This is a genomic window from Oceanobacillus saliphilus (genome assembly GCF_023522835.1).
GTDB lineage: Bacteria > Bacillota > Bacilli > Bacillales > Amphibacillaceae > Oceanobacillus > Oceanobacillus saliphilus.
Genome location: NZ_JALCZU010000014.1, coordinates 61,513 through 85,172, shown reverse-complemented (window position 1 = coordinate 85,172; position 23,660 = coordinate 61,513). Strand labels below are relative to the sequence as shown.

Here is a 23,660-nt window from a genome sequence, read left to right as displayed (position 1 = left end):
AAAGCTTCCCGCGCTCGACTTGCATGTATTAGGCACGCCGCCAGCGTTCGTCCTGAGCCAAGATCAAACTCTCCATAAAAGTGTTTGAATTAGCTTAGTTAGAAGACTAGCTTCTGTTTGTTGCTTTTAAAAAAGAAAACAAGTTTTCTTTTTCCTAACATACTGGTTGTTTTGTTCAGTTTTCAAAGATCAATTTTTCAATTTGTCGTTTTTTGGCGACGAATTATAATTTATCATGTATTTCAGTTGTTGTCAATACGTTTTATGAAATCTTTTTTTAAAGTATTTTCATAAAGCGACAACAGAAATTAATATATCACATTATAAAGTTTTGGGCAATAGGAAAATAAAAAAATAATAATTCGAATTAATCTATAAATAATTCATAAACTTTTGTTATGCATCTTAACTCTGCATGACCCTGTTTGTTTGACCCTACAACATCGTAAAATCCCCCGCCAATTCATCATCGTCTAAAAGAGTAACTGATAGTGGAGGAGGATACGGCTTTTATTGGTTTTCTCTACGCTTAGGCATATATTTCAAACATTCCTTTTCACTTGCCACACGTCGCAGTAATTGAAAAAGAAGTCGATATCTTTCTCTCATTGCCCGTTTTACCATATGGTCAATCCTACCGTCCTCCAAATCCATCAATAATTCCTCAAGTTCCCTTTTTAACAGATATTCAATTTCCTTTTGTTCCATTTCACTGATTAACAATCCCAACATTATACTCACCTCTAACATTTCTCTAATCTAGATAAATCATTATACATTTACATATCCCATCTAAAAGCAGAGAAGGATCGCGCAATAACGCAATATCCTTTTCTCAGGCTTATCCTTTATCTTTCCTTCGTGCCATACGAGCTACTATAAGAAGTTATTCAGAAAGTAACGAAGTGATAGCGTCCAACCACTTTATTGGTTTGCTCTTGTAGCTACTTCACGCATTACTGCCATACGTTGTTATGCCACCATGACCTTATCACTTCTTATTTGGCACCTTTAAAAACGCAGCATAAGAACTTTACATCACATTCATTCGTATTTTAAAACAAAATTTGTCGGTTGGTGTCAGATCATTTTTCGTCTGAAAGAACATTTCAAATAGCAGAAACGAAATCATTAGGAATACTATTCCCTAATTCCTAACTTTTTCATCCATTGTTATAATTTTTTTCTTTATCATTCATTAATGAATCTATTTCCTGAGAGAGCTTGTTCATATTTCTCCCCCTTTATCATAAATATAAGAATAGAAGTACTAAGTATGGGAGGAAAATGCATGAATCATTTTTATGTAATAGAAATGAAGCATCGGAAACGCTGGTTAATTCTTGTACTCGCATTGTTTACCGCTCTCTTAATATGGAATCAAAAGGAGATGGTCTTTTCCGTTTTTTCCAATGAAAAGCCTGTTGCTCTATCTAAAGGAAATGCAGATGAACCATATATTGCATTGACATTTAATATTAGCTGGGGTGAAGAAAGAGCGCTGGATGTTTTGGAAAAACTGGAGAAGGAACAGGTGCAGGCGACTTTCTTCGTTAGTGGTGAATGGGCAGAACGTCATCCGGCTATTCTAGAGAAGATTTCAGAAGGACAGCATGAGCTGGGAATGTTGGGATATCGCTATAAAAGTTATCTCGAACAGGATATTGATCAGGTTAGGAAGGATTTACTTTATGCAAAGGATATTTTCAAGAAACTCGGTTATGAGGATGTAACGCTGCTTCGGACACCAAGTGGTCACTTTAACGAAGAAATTATTGAACTTGCTGAGGGGCTTGATTTTAAAGTAATTCACTGGAACATTAATCCGAATGATTGGAAAAATCCAGGAACATCCGTAATAGTAGATACTGTCATGAAAGATACAACGAATGGAGACATCATATTACTGCATGCCTCCGATGCTGCAAGGCAGACTGCAGATGCATTAACAACTATCCTGCCAGGCCTGAAGAACAAAGGATTCGAGCTCGTTAGTATTTCTGAGCTGATTAACCAGGCACATGCAGAAACCGAAATTGTTGAATGAAACAGGATACACGAAGCGTTAACGAGCTGATTATACCTCCGACAAGCTTAAGTAGAAACTCCTAGATTCGTTCTTTGCTCATGATGTTTCTACTTAAGTTCTCAAGGGTGTTAGTCCAATTGCGCTGGACGTGGCTTATGTATAAGAAATGATTTGTAGCCAAATTCCATTACGAAGGCTGTCACCAAGTCTTTCGGTGACAGCCTTCGTTGCGGAAAGAAACACCTCTGACCATGTTCGTCCAGAGGTGCAATTTATACTTTACTTGCACCTGATTGCTTATGAGATGCTTTCTTTACAGGTTGTGATTTTGCATTCGACTGCTTTTTTTCATCTGTCTTCGTAATCCGATGCAATGTGAGCAATTGATAGGTGTTACACGCCAGCAACGGGGCAATCATTAACCAGGCATAGTCAGTACCTTCCACCTGCAAACCAGGCACCCACTCTACCGTGGTGATGACAACCATAAAAAATAAAGCTGGAATAAACGCATGTTTGTTTGTTTCTTTTGCTTTTCTCTTTGCGACAATCCAACCAAATCCAAGTAAAGCAGCAGCCATTAAGATATACCAGAATACGGAAACCTCACCAGCGGTTGCCTGGTATGGAAAATAAATTAAGTCAAAAATAACAAATGCGATAAGCAATACCTGTACGGTTGGCCAAAATGATTTGAATAGGTTTAAACCCATCCGGTGAATAAATAAATAAGCGAAGAAACCGGTCATACTGACTACACTGAACGTTAAACCGAGGCCGATAAAGAATAAGACCAGCCCAACAACTTCCATAAAATCAAACGGGTTTAAATATGTAGCGTAATCTTCATATTTAACGAAGAAGCTGATAAGAAGCCCAGCGACTCCCCCAATTATAAATGTCTTAAATAAAAAATTTACCAATTTACGACTAGTCAATATAAATCCTCCTAAAGCTCCAGCAATCGACAAAAATCATTAAAATAATCCTACACCATTTATTTTATCATGAAGCGCTTTAATTTTCCCATAGGAAGTGAATATTTTATAAATTTGTCACTCATATTAAAGGATATAGGAAGGAGGAACGATTTAATGATACGTATCGTATTTATTGCGCTCCTTGGAATATCCTTTAGCTTACTGGCGGCTTGTGCTGGTGAGGCCGCTTCCGGCACAGAGGGAGATTATGAAACGACAAAGAAAATGGTTGTTGACATATTACAGACAGAAGATGGCAAAAAAGCCTTGACTGAAGTAATGGCTGACGAGAAACTGAAACAGGAATTAGTAATTCAATCAGATGTCGTAAAATCTGCAATTAATGAAGCCCTCGTTTCAGAAAAGGGGAAAGAAATGTGGACAACCCTCTTTGAAGACCCGAAGTTTGTTGAGGGTTATGCAAAATCGATGTCTGAAGAACAAAAGAAGTTAATGAAAGATCTGATGAATGATGCCGAATATCAAAAGCAAATGCTCGATCTAATGAAAAATCCAGAAATAACGGACCAGATGCTGAGCTTGCTCAAAAGCCAACAATTTCGTGAGCATCTTGAGCAAACAATCACCGAAACATTAGAAACGCCTTTATTCCAGGCAAAAATTCAGGAAATATTGTTGAAAGCTGCTGAAGAGCAAAGCAAAGGACAACAAGGTGGCGGTGGTCAAGGCGGCGGTGAAGGTGGTGGTCAGGGTGGTGGTACCGAAGGCGAATAATTTTCTTGATTTCTTTAGAACACATCAAGATAGTTGTTACCTAGATACTCCTAATCAGAAGAGGGCATCCTAATAGGACGCCCTCCTTTTTTAATCTTCCAGCTTTGCGATAATCTTAGCTGCAATTTTATGAAATTGTTTTCCGTTTGGATGGTCCTCCTGATATACAGAAGGTGCAAATACGCCCTCTTCTTCATATGGTTGTTGGATTGGCAATTGGCCAAGCACTTTTGTTTTCAGCACTTCAGCAAGTTTCTGTCCGCCACCTTCTCCAAATACATATTCTTTTTCCCCTGTTTTCTTACTTTCAAAGTATGCCATATTTTCGACCACACCTAGAATTTCATGGTTCGTCTTCAATGCCATCTGTCCCGCTCTGGCCGCTACAAATGCCGCGGTTGGATGCGGAGTCGTTACAATGATTTCTTTACATGTAGGCAGCAGTTCATGAACATCCATTGCAATATCTCCAGTACCTGGCGGGAGATCGAGAAGCAGATAGTCCAAATCGCCCCATTCTACTTCAGAAAAGAAACTGTTAATCATTTTACCGAGCATTGGCCCACGCCAGATAATCGGTGAATTATCTTCAACAAAGAAACCCATCGAAATGACTTGTACACCAAAACGCTCTACCGGGATAATCTTTTCCCCTCTTACTATCGGACGCTTTTCCACACCCATCATATCCGGCACACTGAATCCGTATATATCAGCATCGATAATGCCGACCTTTTTACCGAGTCGCATTAGTGCTACAGCAAGGTTAACGGTCACTGTCGATTTCCCTACGCCGCCTTTACCGCTCGCTATGGCAATAAATTTTGTGTTTGAGTTTCCGCCCATTAATGATTCTTCTTTGGACTTTTCTGCAGCTGGCTGATATTTTTTTATAATATCTTCATCCAACTGTTCAAAACGTAACCCAACCGTATTTGCACCATTTCTTTTGAGAATACCGACAATTTCCTGCTGCAGTTCCATTTGTTCAGCAGTATTCGTCTTCGATATAGCAATTTTGACACTGACATGTTTCTTATCTTCTTTAATGGATACACTTGTAATTCCATCGGTATTTTCAAGTGTTGTATGTAAAAAAGGATCTTTAACAGGATTAAGCAGTTGAACAACTTCCTCTTGTGTTAGCATTGTAGGTCACCATCCCCTTATGTTTGTACTCTAACTGCTAGTATAACATAAATCATATAAAAACTAAGCGATATGAACTATGGTGACGTTTTCACTCATCCTCTTTCACATCTTCCGTTAAATATCGTAATATCCCTTCATAAATACTCGCTGCCATTCTTCGCTGATAGTCATCCTGTTTAAGTAATTCCCTTTCCTCCGTGTTCGATAAAAAGCCAATCTCCACCAGGGCACCGGGAACTTTGGCATGCTTCAGCAGGTAGATTCCATTGATGACCAATGGGGACCGCGTCGTATTCTCCAAATTACGGATAATTTCCTCCTGTATCATTTTCGCAAGGTGCTTACTCTCTTCAAATTGGGGATAATAAAATGTTTGTGCTCCTCTCCATCTAGTCGATGGCAATGCATTTAAATGCAGCGTCAAAAAGAAATCCGGATTTTTTTCATGAATAAATTCCAGGCGATTGCGAATATCCTCCGCCTTTCTTCTCGAAAGCCCCTTCGTATCCTCAGCTGCCAAATCTGAGTCCTCTTCCCTTGTCAAATAAACAAGCGCCCCATTCTGCTGTAGAAATCTTTGGAGCATCTTGGCAACTTCCAGAGCAATATCCTTTTCTAACGTATCATCTGCACCAACAGCTCCCCCATCCGGTCCACCATGCCCTGGATCAATTACAATTGTTTTTCCTGAGAGCGGAAGTGACCACGAGTTATTTGTATTAAATTCACTTTTACTGATTGGATATTGAATCAGAAACGCTAATAGGAAAGCTCCAAGTAACCAGTACATTATTTTCATTTTACGTCCCATTTGATCCGCTCCTTAAGAATAATCTCTTATTAAATTTATGGGACAAGTTACGGGTTTATGACTATCCATTTGTGGTATGCTACAATTAGGAATAGTTTATTGTTTTTACAGGTGTGGTATTAAAAAGGAAACCGTATATTGGGAGGGACATTTTAGATGATTTGGGTAGGAATAGGTCTAATTATTATAGGAATTGCGTTAATGGCACTGGTTATGTTTCTTATTAAGCCGCTTAACAATTTGGCAGGTGTTTTTAGCAGTCTGCAAAAAACAACCGATGAACTCCCTAAAACAGTGGAAAACATTACATCACAAACCACGAAAACACTTGGTACCAGCGTTGAAACATTGCAACAAGTGAATAACCAGATTAAAGAATTAAGTCCATTGTTTCATATTATAGGAGATGCTGGAAGAGCGACCAATCAATTAACTTCATCTATGGTGGATGCAGTCGATGATATGAAACTGAATACGCAGCGCGGCAAAAATATCACAACAGGAAAGAATTTGGAAGGATTTTATGGAGCATTAACGCTTGGATATCTTCTCTTTCAGAAAAATAAGGAAATGAAATAAAAAGTGATAGAAACACGATTCCTATAAAATAAAGAAAGGGCAGCCGACTTTATAACGTCGGTTGCCCTTTTATTTTTAATCTAACTGGCTTAAAGCGATTAGAACACTTGGCATACGCTTAATTCTTTGGGCGTATGCATTAGTTATACTTAGGCAAGAAAGAAAGTTTGTACTTTCTCACATGCAGGAAAAAAATTCCCACTTGCTTCCATAAAGGAATCTGTCACAACTATATTTTGTTCGTCACTTCCTCCTGGATACTTTCAATAGCTTTTGCACGTTTCTGTCCATCTTCATAGAGCTGCCTTTCAAACTCCTTCAACCTTTCGACAATAGATTGGTGCTCTTCCAATTGCCGCTGTTTGGATAGGTAGTTCTTTATGAACCATCCTAAAGTAATGCCTCCGACGGCACTAACTATCATTGGAACATTTCTTTTGCCATTAATGGTTTCCATCGGTGAATTCCCCTTTTGCTTCCTTCATTTCCCGGCGTTTTTTAAGCCAGTAATATCCCAAAGCAAATGAACCATAAAGACCACCAAGTTTATTACGATCTGAGACTTCTTTTCCACCGTCTGTTTTTGTTTTGATGGAATCTGTAACATCAACTAACGAGGAGGAAAATTTTCTTGTGGCATTTCCTACATCACCTACAATATAGAATAGTGGGCTTAATTGATGAAGCTTATCGTTTACATCTGCCAATGTATGATTACTCTCACTAATCATATTGCCTGTTTCTTTAAAAATATTATCCAATTGCTTCGGCAGCTGCTGGACGGTTTTATCAACCCCACTCAGCACACCTGCCAGATTATTCAGTGCATGTCCAATAAATATTGCTAAAATAATAAATGCCACTCCTATAAGTAATACGCCTATTCCAACTAAAGTCATCTTTATCCCTCTCTTCCTGTATTCGCAGCAGGTACAACTTCTGTTTGCTGTACCATCAATTCATTTTTATCTGTACGCTTTGTCGCTTTCCATTTAGAGTAAATTTGTACAGCCGCTTCGCTCCACGTAATTCCTCCAACGAATGGCTTCATTTTCTGCTCTAATTCCATATCCGTAATTGCTTGGTTTTGTTTCTTGTATACTTCATTAAGAGAATTGATTGTAGTCCCAACATCTTCAAATGAATCAAATAGGCTGTCTGTGGCCCTCATTTTTTCACTTATGTCATCGACAAGTTTATCCGCTTCCCGAACTGACTGTGTAAGCTGCGGTGTAATATATTCCAGTTCCTTTTCCATTTCACCCATGGTTGTACCGAGCGATTTCATTGTTTTTGTCATTCTATTCAGCACTAAACATATATAAATCACTACAATCGCAAATGCAATCGAACACAATAGAATACCCACATATATAATATCCATATGTAAAATTCCCTCCCTATTGACAATATTATACCACCAGCAAACATAAATAAAACGTTTTACACTTGTCTTTACTAAAGATTGATATTCGTCATTCATGGGTATAGAAAAAATATATAAATTAATTGTGGAGGTATAGAATGGCTAAAATTAAAAAATTCTATCACGATTTTATGGTAAGATTCCAGGAAAATAATGTAACATTACTTGCAGCTTCTTTAGCATATTATTTTTTGTTAGCAGTCTTTCCTTTATTAATTGTCGCATTCGCAATAATTCCTTACTTTAATATTCGTGCAGAAGATGCGATGAGCTTCATTGCTTCCATCGTTCCCGGAGAACTAGCTTCCATATTTGAAGATAATATCGTCAGTCTTGTTGAGACTCCTAGGGGTGGATTACTTACTGTCGGTATAATCGGTGCCCTATGGTCTGCTTCTAACGGCATTAACGCTTTTATTAAAGCCTCGAACCAAGCATATGATGTCGAAGAAACTCGTTCTTTCGTCGTTACACGTTTCATTGCCTTTACATTAACCATCAGCATGATTCTTGCAGTTGTAATAGCCATCTTACTTCCAGTATTCGGAGATGTCATTCTTGGGTTCCTTGTAACGCTGCTTGGCATCAGTTCAGATATGACAGTATTACTGCAAATTCTCAGGTATGTCATTAGTATTCTAGTGATCACCGCACTATTGATGGCTCTCTATCACGTTGCACCTAATAAAAAAATCCCTTTCAAGCATATTATACCGGGGGCCTTGACAGCAAGTATTCTTTGGCAAGTTATATCATTTGGATTCTCCATCTATATCAGTAATTTTGGAAACTATTCCGCTACTTATGGTAGCCTTGGCGGTATCATTGTATTAATGATTTGGTTTTTTCTGACTGGCGTTATCCTGCTGATCGGAGCTATCATCAATGTGATGTACCATAAGAAGGAAGTACGGGAAAATGCAGAACTTCATAAGGCTGCTAATATTTGACTAAGATAAAAACAGGTCGGGAACAATTCCTGGCCTGTTTTATCTCGACAATATACCTGTTACAAAACTTTCTGCCCACGTATTATCCGAGACGGAAAAGGAATCCTTCGTAATTTCTTTTGCTTTTAGGGGAGTGATGAAATTTGCAGCCTCGTGAAATAAACTTGGGGGTTCTACAGCAACCCATTCTCCCGTCTCCACTCCCGCTGTGAGTTCCACCATACTGTCCACATGAAGTCCTGTCTCGATATTTTGTTTGATAATTTTTCCTTCGTTCGTCATTTTCCAGACCGAATCATTGAAAACAGCTTCTTCAAAAAGGGCTGTCGCACGAAGGGATTCTTCGAGGGTAATCGCGATATCTGCATGATATCCCGGCAGCAGTTCATCCATTTCAGCATCTTCATTCAAAGCGATATGGAAAGGATAAATACTTTTACCACCAATTGTTATTGACTTCGGTATGTCACTTACTTCTTGCACAGCTCCCTCCAAATGAACACTCAATTCAAGCAAATCAATTTCTGCATAGAGACCTTCCTGAACTTGTGTACGTTCGCTTTCAGTCAATTCACCAACCACATGCAGATCTGCATGTTGAATCGTAATGACCGGATTATCCAACGAATCTTTTATGTTACTTACCCTGCCGGAATAAGGACTTTCAACCGTGATCGTATCACCTGAAACCTGAAGTTCTGTGAGTTGGCCTTGTACAGACTCAAGTTGTGCTCTTTTTTGCGCTAATTCCTTTTGCTTTTCCAACAAGAATTGTTCTTTCATCAGCTCAGCTTCAATCGATGTATTAGGGAACTCTATTTGAAGCTGTTCCTCTGTAAGCGTAAAAGAACTCGGTGTCCCTGAAGCAGCCTGGGGAAGCTGGTACATTTCCATTTCGGAAATGGCTGTTTCAATAGCTGTAATCTCGTCATTTATTTGCTCTGTTTGATTTAATAAATTCGTTTCTGTTTGATAATAATTGTGGACTGTATAGCTATACAGTGGATCTCCGGCATTTACCGGTCCGCCTTCTTCCACTAGAAATTCCTGAAAGCTACCCAGGTTTTCATCGAAGTAAATATGCTCGTCCCCACTTGAAGTCAGGACACCGGGCTTATACATTCTTTGCACCATATCCGTTTCAAAGCTTTCCGACCAATTGTTAATATATGCTGTTCTTTCAACCTTTTCTTCTTCATCCAGATACACGAGCAGAAAATTCACTCCAACAAAAACGATTAAAAGTATTTGAATTATTCTCTTTTGCATCATCCAAACCACCCACTTAATATGTAGGAATCAGTAAAAGCGGTAAGCGCAGCGAGACACCAGCCCAAGAAATGCAATAATATGACATTAATCCAGATCACATGCTTTTTCATACCTGAAAATGTGGTAATATATTTCACCTGAAACCAGATAATCCATAATTGAATTACCGTAATCGCTCCAAAAAAGTAAATAATCCAAGGCATATCTGTCATGTAAGAAGCAATAATCCCAAACGATAAAGGAGATACCTGCCAATTCAGACCCGCAAAGATGACAAGCGGAATCCAAAGCAACCTTTCCGCAAGCATTACCGCTAATACAATCTGCTGCATAATAACAAGCTTCCTATATGGAATTCCCGTTAAAAGATAAAACAACAGACTTGGTACAAACAAAATAAAAGCTGCAAACAGTAATCCATAGAGTGACCGTCCTATAATAAACCATAGTTTACTAGTTTCATATGTCTGCTGGGTCAGTGAAACAGCAACACTCGATATAGCCTCTGAACCTAATCCAAGAAACGCCATCCATGCATATACGATAACCGCCGCAAGTACTAATACGACATTTACTTTCCATAAATTTTCAATCCGCTCCGCTTTTTTTATTCGGAATAAATCATCCTCCATCGAAGTGAGGATTCTAAATAGACGAACACGATATGTCATATGCTACATTCCTTTTCTTTTAACCCTATAGTATTCATTTTAACTCAGAATTTGGGGAAATACTATGAATTTTGCATCTTTTTGATAGTAGCTCTTTGACCTATTAGAAAAAATCTGGGAAAAAGGATTGACTTACAGGTATGAGCTTATTAAGTTTCTCCAAAGCATCTTGATTGCCTTGAATAAGTCCCGCTCTATACAGCTCCATTGGTCGTTTATAGCCAAACATTATTGCTGCAAACTGCTGGACGTTACAATGAACCTCAGCTTTTTCGTTCGCCGCTTCAACCAGATGGGTTACTTCAGTACTTCCATTCTGCTGATTAATCTTGTATACCCCACTATTGTCCGGTAAAAAGGAATCCTCAACATGGATAAAAAGCGATGTGTCTGATGCTTGCTCAAATGGAAATTCTTTTAAAAACGCTAATACGTCTACAATTCGCACCATAAAATAAGGGGATATTTCCTGCTTAAACCTCGGCTCATCAACCAATAAAGGCAGGTTATCATTTACCGGAACAGTCATTTTAACTTCTTTAGCCATGGAGTCGTGATTGGAAATGAACTCCAAAAGCAGTCTCCATCCATTTAGAGAGTTGTAAACCAGCTCTTCCACTTGTAGCATATTCTCTTTTACGCTATAAATTAAATAGCCCTCAGCCTGATTGTTCTTATCATAACAAACCGCTACCATGCTATTTTTCGCTAATACACGTTGTTCCCACCATTTTTCGTCACGTGTGAGCATACCATTAAAGTTCATGGCATACGCTGTATAAATCTGATGCAAAAGCTCTATATCTGCATCGCTTCTCCTTACATATCCTTCCGCTGACCATTTTCTTTTCAGATTATCCATTGGAATAGTATACTTTTTTTCCTCAAACACCATTTCCCAGCCAAATTTCCGGTAAAAAGGCACTGAAAATGGGTGCAAATAGGAAATAACTTGGCCATTTTCTTTCATATGCTTTAAAGCATGAGCAAGAAGCTGTTTTACCATCCCATTTCTACGGTATTCCGGCCATGTAGAAACGGCACTTATTCCTCCCATTTCAAAAGGCTTTCCGTTAATATAGACGGACAATGGAATGAGATGGGCCTTTGCAGCTATTTTCCCATCTTCCATCCAGCCCCAAATCGTATGACGTTTCGTCTCTTCCTTCTTCTTAACAAGTGCTTCTTCCGTAAGTTTGTATTGAAAAGCAAACTGTGATAAAGCAAAGATTTCATCATAGTCCGCTTCTGTTAGTTTTTTTATTTGATCCAATCGGTAACCCTCCCGTATTTATTCGATATCTCCATCATACTAAATATCAATTGAAAAAAGCGAAAAATAGCGTCCTTATTTAATAAAATAAGCTATGTAATAAGGTAATATATAAGCTTGTTACTCTATGAAAATGTCCTAGACAGCTTTTGTCTGAAAAGAAGTTCATATTTTACATACAAAAAACATCCCCCGATAAAAAGGGGATGTTCCATTTTATTGCCCTAATACATCCGGGAGCCATAATACCAGCGCCGGAAGAAATGCGACTAGCAGAAGCATGACAATCATTACCACATAGAACGGTAGCAAGCCTTTTGTTGCGTTTTCGATCGAAATTTTACCAATGGCAGACCCTACAAAGAGGACCGTCCCAACTGGTGGTGTGATTAGACCAATTGCAAGACATAAGATCATCACAACCCCAAAGTGGACCGGATCCATTCCTACACTTATTGCAACAGGCAGGAGGATAGGTGTCGCGATTAATATTAGTGGCGCCATGTCCATAATCATTCCCAATAGCAGCAAGATAATCACGATTAATAAAATGGTTACTGCGTCATTTGGAGAAATACTAATCAGTGCATTTGATACCATGGCAGGGACTTTCAGAAGCGTCAACAACCAACCGAAAGCTGATGAAGCAGCAATTAAAAATAGAACCATGGAGAGTGTTTTAAAGGATCTTTGTAAAATTACTCCCATTCTAGTAATATTGATATCCCTGTACACCAGGAACGTTATGAGAAAAGCATAAAGTGTCCCGATTGCAGCAGATTCCGTAACAGTAAAGAATCCACTTAAGATTCCTCCAAGAATGATCACAATTGTGAATAATCCTAATAGACCTTCCCACACAATTCTCGGAATATCTTCTTTTTTAACAGGTACACCAACAGGGTACTTTCTTTTCACCGCAAGGATATAGGTCAGGATCATTAAAGCAACGCCGAGTAATATTCCCGGAAGAAGCCCTCCCATAAACAGCGCCCCAATAGAGACACCGCCCGCTGCAGTTGAATAGATAATCATATTATGACTTGGCGGAATCAGAACTCCTTGCGCAGAGCTCGAAACCGTCACCCCAACAGCAAATTTAGAGTCATAACCTTGCTTTTTCATCATCGGTATCATGACTGAACCAACAGAGGATGTATCAGCAATAGCCGATCCTGAAATACCTCCAAAAAAAGTACTGGCCAAAACGTTAACAAGCGCCAGTCCCCCTCTTATCTTTCCAATCACTACGTTTGCAAGATTAATCAATCTACGGGAAATGCCGCCTTCATTCATAATTTCCCCTGCAATAATAAAGAACGGGATTGCTAATAGGGAGAATGAATTTAATCCTGCCACCATTCTTTGAATAATAGCGGACAAATCTATCCCCATGTAGATACCGGTTGCCAATGAAGATAATATAAGTGAGAGTGCGATTGGAACTCTGCAAATAATCAGTAAGATAAAGCTTCCCAATAAAATCCATACTTCCATATCGGTCACCCCTCACTTGCATCTTCAAGTTCTTGATGCATTCCGTTTCTAAAGAGTAGTTCAACGCCGTTCAGCAATACAAAAAAACCACTAACAGGGATTGAAGCATATAGTACACTGGAAGGCATACCAGTTGCGGGCATTGTTGAAGTGCTTGTTAGCATTGTGAATTGCCAACCGTAATAAATCAGAAGGAACCCAAAACCTATAACAAGTATTTTTGCAAAATAATCAAATATGGTTTGGACTTTTTTGGGCAACTTACCAATGACCAGTCCAACCCCAATGTGAAGTTTTTCCCTGAAACCATAGGCAATTCCCAAAAAGCTGACCCAAACAAATAGCAAGCGTGATACTTCTTCACTCCACGCTGGGGCCGAGCCCAGGATTTGACGTGAAAAAACCTGATAGATAATTACAAGGACCATTGCCGCTAGTATCGATAATGAAACAACTAAAAGAATGCGATTCAGAACGTCCGTGATTGTCTGAAGAACTTTCATGCCGTAAACCACTCCTTGTATAATAGAAGAAGTGAGAGAACTCTCCTCTCACTTCTCCCAGGATGAACTATTGTGTTAATTTTTCAATCCAATCCGCGTATTGTTCACCAAATCTATCATATACGGGTTGTACGGCATCTCTCCATGCAGAAATGTCTTCTACTTCTGTCAGTTCACTTCCAGCTTCTACGACAGCTTCACGAGCTTCCTCTGTCAGCTCTGCCCATGCTTGGCGTTGGACTTCTACCGATTCCATAGCAGCTTCGCTAAATGCTTGTCTGTCTTCTTCGCTTAAATCATCCCAGATACTTTGGGATGCCAATAATACTTCAGGTGTTCCTTGATAACCATTAACAGTGAAATATGGTGTTACTTCATAATGTCCTGCAGTATAGTAACTTGGGAAATTATTTTCAGCACCATCAATTACACCCGTTTGCAAAGCAGAATACACTTCACCATATTCCATTGGCGTAGCAGACGCTCCTAAAGATTCAACAATAGCGATTGCCAAGTCTGATGATTGCACCCGGATTTGCAAGCCTTTCATATCTTCAGGAGTTGATACTGGGCGAACGGAGTTATAGAAACTTCTTTCACCAGAATCATAGAATGCCAATCCTTTTAAGCCTGAACCATCCAATGTCCCCAACAACTCTTGCCCAACTTCACCATTTAGCTTTTCCCATTTCTCGTCTGGATCGTCAAATAAGTAAGGCATGGACAAAACACCGATTTGATCAGAAAACTGTGTTAAAGGAATAGCATTAACCCTTGCCAATTCAATTGTCCCCAATTGAAGCTGCTCTAGAATTTCTGACTCTTCTCCAAGTTGTCCACCAGCATATACTTCAATATTGTAGCGTCCATCTGTTTTTTCTTCTACAAGTCTTGCAAACTCTTTATCTCCAATCGTTGTTGGATAATCTTCCGGATGATTTTCTGCTAGACGAAGCGTAACGGACTCTTCAGTATCAGAAGCCCCATCTGCATCATTCTCATCTCCACCGCCACAAGCTGCCAGAACCACTCCAACAAACAACAATATCGCCAATAATGATAACGTTTTCTTTTTCATGTAAAATACCTCCTCTTTTTTTAGACAAAAATAGTTTTACAAACAACCACCAAGTTTTGGTGTTCCTTTCCCCCTTGTTTAATTATATTTTGTTCAGCAAACAAACTAATATAATTACTGATTATTATTATAATTGCAAGCGCTTCAATAATCAAGCTTTTTTTAAAGCAAATTTTAAAAATCTGCTCAAAGATGACGTTGCTTTTTAAGGGTAGGAAAGTTTTATACTTTTCTACCCGCTGCAACAACCAACTTATCTTAATACCACTTTTTCACCAGTTTCCATCGACTCAAAACAAGCATCTACAACAAGCATATTATTGACGGTATTATCAAAAGGATGCTCCAGTTCATTCGGTGAATAGCCATGTATGATAGCATTCGAGATATGTTCCACTTCATTGCGATATTGATCGCCCTGAATCGTTTCTGTTCGTGAAACATAATCTTTTTCGACAATAACCAAGCCATCGCCGCCATACCAATCCGGTCTGTACGCCCTTGGGACTGTAATTCGTCCTTCTGTACCAATTATTTCATACTCACTTCTTTTCGCCAATCCAAAACTTACATCAAAAACTGCTCTGACATTGTTTTTGAATTGTAAATACGCAACTGCATCTGTATCTACTTCATAATCCTTGTCCTTTAACGCGTGAACATGAACAGACTCCGGTTCGCTTGCAAGTATATTTCTGATGGAGTGAATACCATAGCAACCAACATCATAAATGCTTCCTCCACCCTTGGCGTTCATTTTAATGCTGCCTTCTTTTTGAGCAAGCTGGAAGGAAAATGCCGCTCTCATTAATTTTATTTCGCCAATTTCACCGGATTTAATAATTTCTTTCACTCGATTGTGCTGCGGATGAAAGTGATACATGAACCCTTCCATAAATAACACTTTCTCATCCTCACAAACTTTCTTCATTTCAAGTACTTCTTCCGTATTCAATCCTGCAGGTTTTTCACATAATATATGTTTACCTTTCTTGGCAGCCTCTATTACCCATTCTTTATGCAGATGATTCGGCAACGGAATATAGACGGCCTCGATTTCGGGATCATTTAGTAATTCCTCATAACTACCATATGCTTTTTCGATTTGGAATCGGTCTGCAACTTCCTTTGCCTTTTCCATTTTGCTACTTGTTGCTATCGCTATGACATCTGCATTTACAGAACGTTGAAACGCTGGAATCAATTCCTTTTGTGCAATCTTTGCTGTGCTCAAAATTCCCCACTTTACTTTACGCATCTCCAACCACTCCTTTTTGTATGACTTATTTCAAAATAATTGTTGCTTTATCATCGTCGCAGTTGATATAAGGTGCGACGTAACCGCAGTTCCAAGATTCCTAAATACAACCTCTTCTTATAACAGGAAATATGCTACCGTAGAGCCTATGCCACCGAAAATGAGGGCGTATGGCATATTATTTAGTGTGAGTCGATATGGATTTTGCCCTGTATTGATGGAAGTTAATTGGACAACCAACCCATATGATCCAACTGTCAATGTTGCAACTGCACTCGTAGTTAAAACAATTGCAAGACTGATAGGATTCATATATTCCAATAGAGTCGTTATAATACCAGTAAGAATTCCAATTGTCGCTATCGGATGAACACCGAACATACTTAAAAATATAAAAGTCAATTGGATACAGATAAATATGATTAGTGGATAATCCAAAAAGAATAATAGTGGCTGTTGAATAAAACCTAAGAATGATGCGTCTTCAATGCTGTTTGCAAAAAATGCCAATGAGATAAATAATACAACAAAATTCTGCATCGAATTCATACTATTTTTCCATGATTTCCAGCCGATTGTCCAAAAGCTCCGAACGCGTTTCATAATAAGTGACCAAATTAAAGCAAATGGGAAAATAAGGATGGTAACCGTAAAAATAAAATCAAGATTTAATAGTCTACCTAGTGTTATTACAGTAGTCAGAAACAATGCGAGCGCTACAAGCAAGTGCAGCATTTTCTTTGTCAATTGCTTACCATTGAAATTCTCTTTTTCCGGATGATCATAGGTATACTTTTTATAATGATACCGACCCCATATTGAATCAAGCATAAATGTAAGAAAGGCGATCAATAAAAGCCATGGTAATAAAGAAACATAATCGACTCCTGTAGTGAAGATCGATACGGCCAGCAAAATTTCCAATGGGCTCCATACAAGAGCCAAGGAATAGCCCCTTAACGTTGCTGTGCCAATGAAGGAATCTCGAACGTTTTTCTTTACTTGCCTCAGATTATTTTTTAATACATCCTGTGAAATGGAGGCTGCAGATAGATTTAAAAATGCAGCAAGTGTCAACGTTGTTATGGAGCTGCGTGGATATAATTTGCCCAAATCTGATACGTTCACATTTAACAAGTTGTTTAAACTGCGATCAAACCTTCCACTTCTAACAACACTATTCATCCATGGCAGCATAGCTAACAGTGTTAGAAGCGACATGTTGGATGTTAGTAATGAGGGAATCGCACTAATCGGTTGTCCTGTTGTTGCAAATGCCAGAAGACCTATCGCAATAAATCCACTTCCTAGGATTTTGAAAAGTGTTGAAGCTCTTGGAAATGAAGCGAACAGCATGAGAAAGCCCAATGTTCCGATGATAAAATTCAAGCTTTCACTTTCTATAAAATTATTAAAAATATGCAACAGAAAAACACTAGAATAAAAAATATAGAAATAATTATAGATCGATTTTGTTTCCATTGTTAACTCCTTACATCCCCAGTACAACTATTTTTATCTAATCGACTGTTGATTGTTTGTATATTAAACAAATTATATTATATTTAAATCAATCATATATGTAAGCGGTTATTTTATCAAGAATATTATGATAAATTTCATGATTGATACCTATTTTGTGCTGTCATAGAAAGACACTGCTTCTTCAGCATATGAACAATACGCTGATGAGGCAGTGTCTTTCCTATTTCCATTAATATTTATATTCTGTTACACGAAAAGGCTGAGAAGCAATACGAACATGAGGCCACATACAGAGATAATCGTTTCCAATACTGTCCATGTTGCAAACATTTCTTTCATTCTTTAACAATCCAGAAAATGTCCCATATCTAATTAAAATTTACTTACCGACATGTTTCCATACTTCTTCATAAACCTTTTTCAGTGGTACTTTATGTTTCTCGGCTATCTTTCTGCATTCTTCATATTCGGGTGAGCTTTGGAAAACCTCTCCATTGGAAATTCCTTGCTTCACGGTAATAGAACCCCATTTTGTTTCCACCTGAACGAAATCCCTCTCCATCCGATGTACGGTTAGTGGATAATAACGGATGCCGAGTGTTGTCGTTTCTTTCAATAAGATGTCTTTCATCTGACCGATTGCTTCTTTTCTGCAAAGCAATTGAAGCAATACACCGGGTCTGTTTTTTTTCATATAGATTGGGGTATAAAAGACATCATTTGCCCCGGCGTCAAACAATACATCCATTACGTAGCCAAGCCATTCACCGGAAATATCATCCAGATTCACTTCCATTTTTACCATGTGATTATCAATATGTTCATTGTTTGGAGGACGATAGGAATCTATTGAAAACAGCTCCTCTCAAAAACTATTCTTTGTTTGCCAGCCGATCAATAATGACGGCATTATATGCTCCACCAAAACCGTTGTCGATATTTACAACACTCACTCCAGATGCACACGAGTTCAGCATTGTCAGCAATGCAGATAAGCCATTAAAACTAGCTCCATATCCTACACTGGTAGGCACTGCAATAACAGGATTGGATACAAGGCCCCCAACAACACTTGGAAGCGCACCTTCCATTCCCGCCACGACAACGGATACGTTAGCATTTTGGATTTCCTCCAGGTTATCCAGTAGACGATGGATGCCTGCAACACCTACATCATAAATACGGTGAACTTTACTTCCTAGAACTTCTGCGGTGACAGCCGCTTCTTCAGCTACTCGTAAATCAGAAGTGCCAGCGCAAACAACCGCAACATAACCGTTAGAATCGTCAGCAGATTTGGGTTGTTGCTTCCAGTAGAGAATTTGGGCAATTTCATTATAGGTTAATTCGGAATGCTGTTTTAATATTTCATCTGCCTTTTCTTTGTTTATACGTGTTGCTAAAACATCATTATCTTTTGCTTTTATTGCCTCAATAATAGCTGTGATTTGTTCCGAAGTTTTACCTTCACCATATATAATTTCAGGAAATCCTTGACGTTTCATCCGATGATGGTCCACTTTGGCGAAACCCAAGTTTTCATATGTAGCCAGTTGTTCTTTTGCTTCCGCCACACTCAAGGTTCCATTCTGAAGCTGTTTTAAAATTTCCTCCATCAAGTTACCTCCCTCGAAAATAATGTCCATACTGTTTTACAGTTATGCTTTATATTTACGTAAAATAAATGGATAAATCCTTAGCAATTCGCTCATACTTCTCAAAAATAGTTAAATACGTTTCATGGTTTTCCATATTCGGTTTAATTACTGCTTCCGCAGGCATGTTTTCTTTAATAGCATTAAAGCTCTCCGCTTCATCAATACCTACCAGTGCCGTCCATGCAGCTCCCCATGCGGCATTGTGGTGTGTATCGGAAATATGAATTTCCATACCAAAAACATCAGCCATAATCTGTACCCACAGACGGGATTTGGACAGTCCACCATTGACACTGATCTTTTTCGGTTCACCAGCCATGTTCTCCAATGCTTGACCAATCTGATAAATATTAAATGTAATTCCTTCCAGTACGGCTCGGGCTAAATGCTCTTTTCTATGACCAATTCCAAGACCAAAGAAATTACCCTTCGCACGCTGATTCCATAGTGGTGCCCGCTCTCCATTTATATAAGGGAGAAAGATGATACCTTCTGAACCTGGTGCCACATCTTCCGCTCCAGCAAGAAGTTCATCATGGGTACCTTTAAACTCAATGACATCTTTAAACCATTGTAATGCAATTCCTCCGTTATTTGTTGGACCACCAATAATCGATGTTTTATCAGAAAAAGCATAGGTGAATGTTTCCATTTCATCATTGACTGGTGCACCATTTACAAATTGCCGGATTGCTCCACTTGTACCAACCGATACATTTACTTCTCCCGGTGAAGTGGCTCCACTTCCGAGGTTTGCCAATTGACCATCAGCAGCACCGATTACAAAAGGTAGCTCCTTCGAAATCCCGATTTCATCGGCAACTTCTTCAAGAAGACTCGTAAAAACTTCTGTAGGAGGAACGATTTTGGATAACTGTTCCCGGTTAATTCCTGCCAGTTCTAACGCTTCTTCATCCCAGTCCAATTCTTTAACATTCATTAGACCAGTGGATGAAGCCATGGAATAATCAATAGCTCTTTTGCCAAACCACTTATGCAACAAGTATTCTTTAAACGTCATGTAATAAGCGGCTTTTTCATATGCCTCGTAATTATTTTCACGCATCCAGATTAGCTTCATAAAAGGTGTCATTGGATGGATTGGGGTGCCTGTTCGGGTATATATTTCTTTCCCCTTCGTCTCCATTAACCTCTCTGCCAATTCACTGCTCCGACCGTCAGACCAAATCAGCATGTTCGATAAAGGAGCAATACTTTCATCCACACAAATGAGGGAATGCATCGCACAGGATATGCCGGTTGCAAGCAATTCGTATGGTTCGTCCCCAACCTGCTGGATAACATGCTTCATCGCCATCCTGCATGCAGCCTCTACTTCATCCGGATTCTGTTCCACAAAGCCTTGCTTGGGATAATAGGTCGTAACCATTTTTTCCGATTCAGCAATTAATTTACCTTTCAAATCAAAGATGACCGCTTTAGCGCTCGTTGTTCCTATATCAAGTCCAATAACTAATCTTTTTTTCAATTAAATCTCATCCTTTACAGCTGTATAGTGATGATGCAATGTCACTTGGTTTATAACACAACTATAGAAAAGGCTTTGAAGGTGATCAACTTCCCCCAAAGCCCTCATTCGTATTTACTATATTGTCATACTTCCGTAGCCACCGTCAACGCGAAGCAGTGATCCGGTTACAAAGCCTGACGCTTTGTCTGATGCAAGATAAACAGCTGCCCCTTGTAATTCTTCTGGCTCACCGAAGCGGTTCATTGGCGTATGTCTCATAATGGAGTCAATCCGATCTTCATCAAGAATTTTACGATTTTGCTCTGCCGGGAAGAACCCTGGAATAATGGCATTCACACGAATACCGTGTGGTGCAAATTCTTTAGCCAAATATTGAGTTACGCTGTTCACGCCAGCTTTTGATGCAGAATAAGTGAATACGCGAGATAATGGTGTTGTAGAAGAAACAGAAGAAATATTGATGATGCTTCCCTGTCTCCCTTGATCGATCATGTGTTTAGCAAAAATCTGCGTGGTGAATACAAGACCTCTAAGGTTAACATCCATAATATCATCCCATTCTTCCGGAGCAAGCTCCATGAATGGTGTCGAGCTGTTCTTACCAGGAGCATTTAATAGAATATCCCAGCCACCTGACCATGCTTCAATTTCCTTCGCAGCACGTTCGATTGATTCAAGGTCACTTACATCCCCTTGAAAAGCTTTTGCAGAACCACCATCTGCTTCAATTTCCTTGGCAACAGCTTCGGCTTTTTCCAAATTTCTGCCGACGATTGCAATTTTCGCACCCTCTGCTGCAAGACCTTTAGCCATCGAACTTCCTAATGTGCTGTTTCCACCGATTGCTACTGCTGTTTTACCTGTTAGATCAAATAGTTTACTCATTTAGAGTCCCCCCATTTTCATTTTAGTTAAATAGATTTCCTTTTTCATCAAAATTAAATTCGTATACATCTGAAGTCTGTTCCAAGTTAGGATGACCTTTCACATGTTCAAGCAATGCTTCCGAAACTTCTATTTCACTTATTTCGAGCGTATTTTTAATACGAACAAGTTTTACCTTAGTGAAATCAAGGATATTACAAGTCTTTACCGCGGCCTGAATCGCCATCTTATCGTTAGGCAAGGTTGTTGAAATATGAGTTGGCCCGACAACAGTTGACGTCAGCCCGTTTGCATAAGTACCGTGCTTATCCATCTTTCCAACCAGGCGTTCTGTCGTGAAATCTGCTGTACCAACACCGTTTGCATTTCCTTCCGATTGTGGTGTTACATCAAGAACAGCCATTTTTGTAACATCCGGTCCTCCATGTGCATATGGAGTTGGATACCTGCCAGTAATATTCGGATCCATTCCATCACCGCTTATATTTTTTCCAATCTCATCAATGACCAATACATCGATTTGATCAAAGAAAAGCTTCGGCAGTGATGCTTTAGCAAGCTTTTGCAATTCTGTTTCCCGTTCTTCAACTTCTTCAGGAAGAAGTACTTCAACTTTTAGCACTTTATCAAATGCATTTTCCACGGTTGCTACAGCAAATAGGATTGGCATTTTTGCCATTGTCATTTTCGCCATTGCTGGGACATGCTCTGCCATATGCTTAAATCCCAATTGGTGGCAGGCTTCTGCTCCTTTTTGCTTTCCAAGACCGATACTGATCATTTTCATGATTCCACTTTCTACCGGTCCACGGAAAGCCGTGTGTGGTTTTACGCGATTGATAACAACAATTCCGTCCGCCTCGGATGACAATTTATCAATATAAACTGGTAGTCCATTAGGAAGTTCACCTATTTTGATAACTTCCATCGATGAGCGAATCTCTGCGTTTACAGCCTTTTCTGTAACTCCTAAATGTTCAAGCACCGCTTTTTGTCCTTCCGCAGTTGCACCGCCATGACTTCCCATGGATGGAACAATAAAAGGTTTGGCGCCTAAATCCTGAAGGAACTTAACGGTTACTGCCGTTACATCAACAAGACGGTCCACGCCACGGCTTCCCACTGCGACAGCAATTTCCATGCCTGGCTTAACGGTATCTTTAATACGTTCCAATTGATTCTCAAGCGTACCTACAACATCTTCTTCTTTCGTATCGTCAAATGTCTGACTGACCTTTGCCATCTTTGGAACAGGAATATCCTTTAGCAGCTCTTGCAAAATACCCATACAGCTAATTCACTCCGTTTCACATTATATTTAAATTCGATACCTTTTTTCTACAAATATAGTTCCCTTTATGATAATTAATAACACATCTTAAGCAGAATCTCGAGGAATCATGTAATCCCTTTCACTAGGTAATATAATTAGTTTGCCGTCCAAACTAATTATATTACCTAGAATATCATGAAGGCGTTTACCAGTCAACTACCTTGGCTTAAAAACCAGTCTACTTCTTGATGTATTCGCGCCATTTTAAATCCCCACGTTCCAGTGCATGAATTAGAATTTCAGCAGTACCCATGTTCGTTGCCAAAGGAATGGAATATACATCGCATAAGCGCATCAGTGCGGAAATATCCGGTTCATGAGGTTGGGCTGTCAATGGGTCGCGAAAAAAGATAATCATGTCCATATTATTATCGGCTACCATCGCCCCTATTTGCTGGTCACCACCAAGTGGGCCTGACTGGAAACGATGCAGCGTCAACCCAGTGTTTTCTGAAATCCTAGTACCTGTAGTGCCTGTTGCATACAGTTCATGTTTCTCCAGACTAAATTTATAGGCCTGTGTAAACCTCACCATATCTTCTTTCTTTTCATCATGCGCAATTAAAGCAATCTTCATTGTAAATCCCCCTGTT

Annotated in this window: 26 protein-coding genes and 1 rRNA gene; 4 read left to right on the top strand and 23 right to left on the bottom strand. The window is 39.2% G+C overall.

All coding sequences use genetic code 11. The annotated features are described in order from the left end of the window. Together MN204_RS18645 and MN204_RS18640 are read right to left on the bottom strand one after the other, a co-directional pair. Positions 1-79, bottom strand: a 16S ribosomal RNA gene (locus MN204_RS18645); the annotation flags it as partial. A gap of 431 nt (positions 80-510) precedes the next feature. After that, on the bottom strand, positions 511-732 hold the full coding sequence (locus MN204_RS18640) for a hypothetical protein (protein WP_249872602.1): 222 nt from the start codon (positions 730-732) through the stop codon (positions 511-513). A 559-nt stretch (positions 733-1,291) separates the two neighbouring features. Between MN204_RS18640 and pdaB the strand changes: the two genes are divergently transcribed. Then, positions 1,292-2,047 carry a polysaccharide deacetylase family sporulation protein PdaB gene (gene pdaB, locus MN204_RS18635; protein ID WP_249872601.1) on the top strand — a complete coding sequence of 252 codons (756 nt, stop codon included), beginning with the start codon at positions 1,292-1,294 and terminating at the stop codon, positions 2,045-2,047. A gap of 254 nt (positions 2,048-2,301) precedes the next feature. Here the strand turns inward: pdaB and MN204_RS18630 are convergent, their stop codons facing one another. Further along, positions 2,302-2,967 (bottom strand): KinB-signaling pathway activation protein, encoded by a 666-nt coding sequence (locus tag MN204_RS18630; protein WP_249872600.1) that lies wholly within the window; start codon positions 2,965-2,967, stop codon positions 2,302-2,304. Positions 2,968-3,123: 156 nt separating this feature from the next. Between MN204_RS18630 and gerD the strand changes: the two genes are divergently transcribed. Further along, the gene (gerD, locus tag MN204_RS18625; RefSeq protein ID WP_249872599.1) at positions 3,124-3,744 is read left to right on the top strand and encodes a spore germination lipoprotein GerD; all 621 of its coding nucleotides are present in this window, start codon (positions 3,124-3,126) and stop codon (positions 3,742-3,744) included. Positions 3,745-3,834: 90 nt separating this feature from the next. Here the strand turns inward: gerD and salA are convergent, their stop codons facing one another. After that, the gene (gene salA, locus MN204_RS18620) at positions 3,835-4,893 is read right to left on the bottom strand and encodes an iron-sulfur carrier protein/transcriptional regulator SalA (protein ID WP_249872598.1); all 1,059 of its coding nucleotides are present in this window, start codon (positions 4,891-4,893) and stop codon (positions 3,835-3,837) included. A gap of 91 nt (positions 4,894-4,984) precedes the next feature. Beyond that, the gene (gene cwlD / locus MN204_RS18615; protein WP_249872597.1) at positions 4,985-5,707 is read right to left on the bottom strand and encodes an N-acetylmuramoyl-L-alanine amidase CwlD; all 723 of its coding nucleotides are present in this window, start codon (positions 5,705-5,707) and stop codon (positions 4,985-4,987) included. A gap of 156 nt (positions 5,708-5,863) precedes the next feature. On the opposite strand from cwlD, the gene MN204_RS18610 reads away from it, so the two are divergent. Further along, positions 5,864-6,286: a DUF948 domain-containing protein gene (locus tag MN204_RS18610; protein WP_249872596.1), complete on the top strand. Its 423-nt coding sequence runs from the start codon at positions 5,864-5,866 to the stop codon at positions 6,284-6,286. Between the two features lie 229 nt (positions 6,287-6,515). Here MN204_RS18610 and MN204_RS18605 read toward each other — a convergent pair whose 3' ends face one another. Genes MN204_RS18605 through MN204_RS18595 form a run of 3 tightly spaced genes read right to left on the bottom strand, consistent with a single transcriptional unit; the run spans position 6,516 to position 7,670 of the window. Beyond that, positions 6,516-6,743, bottom strand: coding sequence for a hypothetical protein (locus MN204_RS18605; RefSeq protein WP_249872595.1), 228 nt, complete (start codon positions 6,741-6,743; stop codon positions 6,516-6,518). Further along, positions 6,730-7,185, bottom strand: a complete 456-nt coding sequence (locus MN204_RS18600) for a DUF948 domain-containing protein (protein ID WP_249872594.1) — start codon at positions 7,183-7,185, stop codon at positions 6,730-6,732. The genes MN204_RS18605 and MN204_RS18600 overlap by 14 nt, the downstream gene beginning before the upstream one ends. Before the next feature lie 2 nt (positions 7,186-7,187). Next, positions 7,188-7,670, bottom strand: coding sequence for a DUF948 domain-containing protein (locus MN204_RS18595; protein ID WP_249872593.1), 483 nt, complete (start codon positions 7,668-7,670; stop codon positions 7,188-7,190). Positions 7,671-7,810: 140 nt separating this feature from the next. Here MN204_RS18595 and MN204_RS18590 point away from each other — a divergent pair, with 140 nt between their 5' ends. Continuing rightward, positions 7,811-8,662, top strand: coding sequence for a YihY/virulence factor BrkB family protein (locus MN204_RS18590; RefSeq protein ID WP_249872592.1), 852 nt, complete (start codon positions 7,811-7,813; stop codon positions 8,660-8,662). A gap of 39 nt (positions 8,663-8,701) precedes the next feature. Here MN204_RS18590 and MN204_RS18585 read toward each other — a convergent pair whose 3' ends face one another. The 15 genes from MN204_RS18585 to mgsA form a co-directional block, all read right to left on the bottom strand. Next, the gene (locus MN204_RS18585) at positions 8,702-9,931 is read right to left on the bottom strand and encodes an efflux RND transporter periplasmic adaptor subunit (protein WP_249872591.1); all 1,230 of its coding nucleotides are present in this window, start codon (positions 9,929-9,931) and stop codon (positions 8,702-8,704) included. Beyond that, positions 9,931-10,605, bottom strand: a complete 675-nt coding sequence (locus MN204_RS18580; protein ID WP_249872590.1) for a hypothetical protein — start codon at positions 10,603-10,605, stop codon at positions 9,931-9,933. Before MN204_RS18580 ends, MN204_RS18585 begins: the two co-directional genes overlap by 1 nt. Positions 10,606-10,708: 103 nt before the next feature. Beyond that, positions 10,709-11,878, bottom strand: a complete 1,170-nt coding sequence (locus tag MN204_RS18575) for a GNAT family N-acetyltransferase (protein ID WP_249872589.1) — start codon at positions 11,876-11,878, stop codon at positions 10,709-10,711. 216 nt (positions 11,879-12,094) lie between these two features. Continuing rightward, the gene (locus MN204_RS18570; protein WP_249872588.1) at positions 12,095-13,375 is read right to left on the bottom strand and encodes a TRAP transporter large permease; all 1,281 of its coding nucleotides are present in this window, start codon (positions 13,373-13,375) and stop codon (positions 12,095-12,097) included. A 5-nt stretch (positions 13,376-13,380) separates the two neighbouring features. After that, positions 13,381-13,878: a TRAP transporter small permease gene (locus MN204_RS18565; protein WP_249872587.1), complete on the bottom strand. Its 498-nt coding sequence runs from the start codon at positions 13,876-13,878 to the stop codon at positions 13,381-13,383. A gap of 67 nt (positions 13,879-13,945) precedes the next feature. Then, complete coding sequence (locus MN204_RS18560; protein ID WP_249872586.1) at positions 13,946-14,956, bottom strand: TRAP transporter substrate-binding protein; 1,011 nt, start codon at positions 14,954-14,956, stop codon at positions 13,946-13,948. A 253-nt stretch (positions 14,957-15,209) separates the two neighbouring features. Continuing rightward, complete coding sequence (locus tag MN204_RS18555; RefSeq protein ID WP_249872585.1) at positions 15,210-16,214, bottom strand: Gfo/Idh/MocA family protein; 1,005 nt, start codon at positions 16,212-16,214, stop codon at positions 15,210-15,212. A 117-nt stretch (positions 16,215-16,331) separates the two neighbouring features. Next, on the bottom strand, positions 16,332-17,696 hold the full coding sequence (locus MN204_RS18550; RefSeq protein ID WP_249872584.1) for a hypothetical protein: 1,365 nt from the start codon (positions 17,694-17,696) through the stop codon (positions 16,332-16,334). Positions 17,697-17,945: 249 nt separating this feature from the next. Beyond that, positions 17,946-18,029, bottom strand: a complete 84-nt coding sequence (locus MN204_RS18545) for a hypothetical protein (RefSeq protein ID WP_438804719.1) — start codon at positions 18,027-18,029, stop codon at positions 17,946-17,948. A gap of 49 nt (positions 18,030-18,078) precedes the next feature. Beyond that, on the bottom strand, positions 18,079-18,549 hold the full coding sequence (larC2, locus tag MN204_RS18540; RefSeq protein WP_368858682.1) for a nickel pincer cofactor biosynthesis protein LarC2: 471 nt from the start codon (positions 18,547-18,549) through the stop codon (positions 18,079-18,081). A gap of 22 nt (positions 18,550-18,571) precedes the next feature. Then, the gene (gene larB / locus MN204_RS18535; protein ID WP_249872582.1) at positions 18,572-19,318 is read right to left on the bottom strand and encodes a nickel pincer cofactor biosynthesis protein LarB; all 747 of its coding nucleotides are present in this window, start codon (positions 19,316-19,318) and stop codon (positions 18,572-18,574) included. Positions 19,319-19,370: 52 nt separating this feature from the next. Continuing rightward, positions 19,371-20,846, bottom strand: coding sequence for a gluconokinase (locus MN204_RS18530; RefSeq protein ID WP_249872581.1), 1,476 nt, complete (start codon positions 20,844-20,846; stop codon positions 19,371-19,373). A 117-nt stretch (positions 20,847-20,963) separates the two neighbouring features. Next, on the bottom strand, positions 20,964-21,734 hold the full coding sequence (locus MN204_RS18525) for an SDR family oxidoreductase (protein ID WP_249872580.1): 771 nt from the start codon (positions 21,732-21,734) through the stop codon (positions 20,964-20,966). A 22-nt stretch (positions 21,735-21,756) separates the two neighbouring features. Then, complete coding sequence (locus tag MN204_RS18520) at positions 21,757-23,022, bottom strand: nickel pincer cofactor-dependent isomerase, group 22 (RefSeq protein ID WP_249872579.1); 1,266 nt, start codon at positions 23,020-23,022, stop codon at positions 21,757-21,759. Positions 23,023-23,245: 223 nt separating this feature from the next. Continuing rightward, on the bottom strand, positions 23,246-23,644 hold the full coding sequence (gene mgsA, locus MN204_RS18515) for a methylglyoxal synthase (protein WP_249872578.1): 399 nt from the start codon (positions 23,642-23,644) through the stop codon (positions 23,246-23,248). Between the last annotated feature and the right edge of the window lie 16 nt (positions 23,645-23,660).

Coding starts and splice junctions, on each gene's coding strand:
- gerD (WP_249872599.1), top strand. CDS start 3,124: ATGATACGTATCGTATTTATTGCGCTCCTTGGAATATCCTTTAGCTTA.
- MN204_RS18550 (WP_249872584.1), bottom strand. CDS start 17,696: ATGGAAACAAAATCGATCTATAATTATTTCTATATTTTTTATTCTAGT.
- MN204_RS18605 (WP_249872595.1), bottom strand. CDS start 6,743: ATGGAAACCATTAATGGCAAAAGAAATGTTCCAATGATAGTTAGTGCC.
- MN204_RS18560 (WP_249872586.1), bottom strand. CDS start 14,956: ATGAAAAAGAAAACGTTATCATTATTGGCGATATTGTTGTTTGTTGGA.
- MN204_RS18525 (WP_249872580.1), bottom strand. CDS start 21,734: ATGAGTAAACTATTTGATCTAACAGGTAAAACAGCAGTAGCAATCGGT.
- MN204_RS18610 (WP_249872596.1), top strand. CDS start 5,864: ATGATTTGGGTAGGAATAGGTCTAATTATTATAGGAATTGCGTTAATG.
- MN204_RS18565 (WP_249872587.1), bottom strand. CDS start 13,878: ATGAAAGTTCTTCAGACAATCACGGACGTTCTGAATCGCATTCTTTTA.
- mgsA (WP_249872578.1), bottom strand. CDS start 23,644: ATGAAGATTGCTTTAATTGCGCATGATGAAAAGAAAGAAGATATGGTG.
- salA (WP_249872598.1), bottom strand. CDS start 4,893: ATGCTAACACAAGAGGAAGTTGTTCAACTGCTTAATCCTGTTAAAGAT.
- MN204_RS18640 (WP_249872602.1), bottom strand. CDS start 732: ATGTTGGGATTGTTAATCAGTGAAATGGAACAAAAGGAAATTGAATAT.
- MN204_RS18585 (WP_249872591.1), bottom strand. CDS start 9,931: ATGCAAAAGAGAATAATTCAAATACTTTTAATCGTTTTTGTTGGAGTG.
- MN204_RS18555 (WP_249872585.1), bottom strand. CDS start 16,214: ATGCGTAAAGTAAAGTGGGGAATTTTGAGCACAGCAAAGATTGCACAA.
- MN204_RS18520 (WP_249872579.1), bottom strand. CDS start 23,022: ATGGGTATTTTGCAAGAGCTGCTAAAGGATATTCCTGTTCCAAAGATG.
- MN204_RS18600 (WP_249872594.1), bottom strand. CDS start 7,185: ATGACTTTAGTTGGAATAGGCGTATTACTTATAGGAGTGGCATTTATT.
- cwlD (WP_249872597.1), bottom strand. CDS start 5,707: ATGGGACGTAAAATGAAAATAATGTACTGGTTACTTGGAGCTTTCCTA.
- MN204_RS18570 (WP_249872588.1), bottom strand. CDS start 13,375: ATGGAAGTATGGATTTTATTGGGAAGCTTTATCTTACTGATTATTTGC.
- MN204_RS18545 (WP_438804719.1), bottom strand. CDS start 18,029: ATGTTTGCAACATGGACAGTATTGGAAACGATTATCTCTGTATGTGGC.
- MN204_RS18595 (WP_249872593.1), bottom strand. CDS start 7,670: ATGGATATTATATATGTGGGTATTCTATTGTGTTCGATTGCATTTGCG.
- MN204_RS18580 (WP_249872590.1), bottom strand. CDS start 10,605: ATGACATATCGTGTTCGTCTATTTAGAATCCTCACTTCGATGGAGGAT.
- MN204_RS18590 (WP_249872592.1), top strand. CDS start 7,811: ATGGCTAAAATTAAAAAATTCTATCACGATTTTATGGTAAGATTCCAG.
- pdaB (WP_249872601.1), top strand. CDS start 1,292: ATGAATCATTTTTATGTAATAGAAATGAAGCATCGGAAACGCTGGTTA.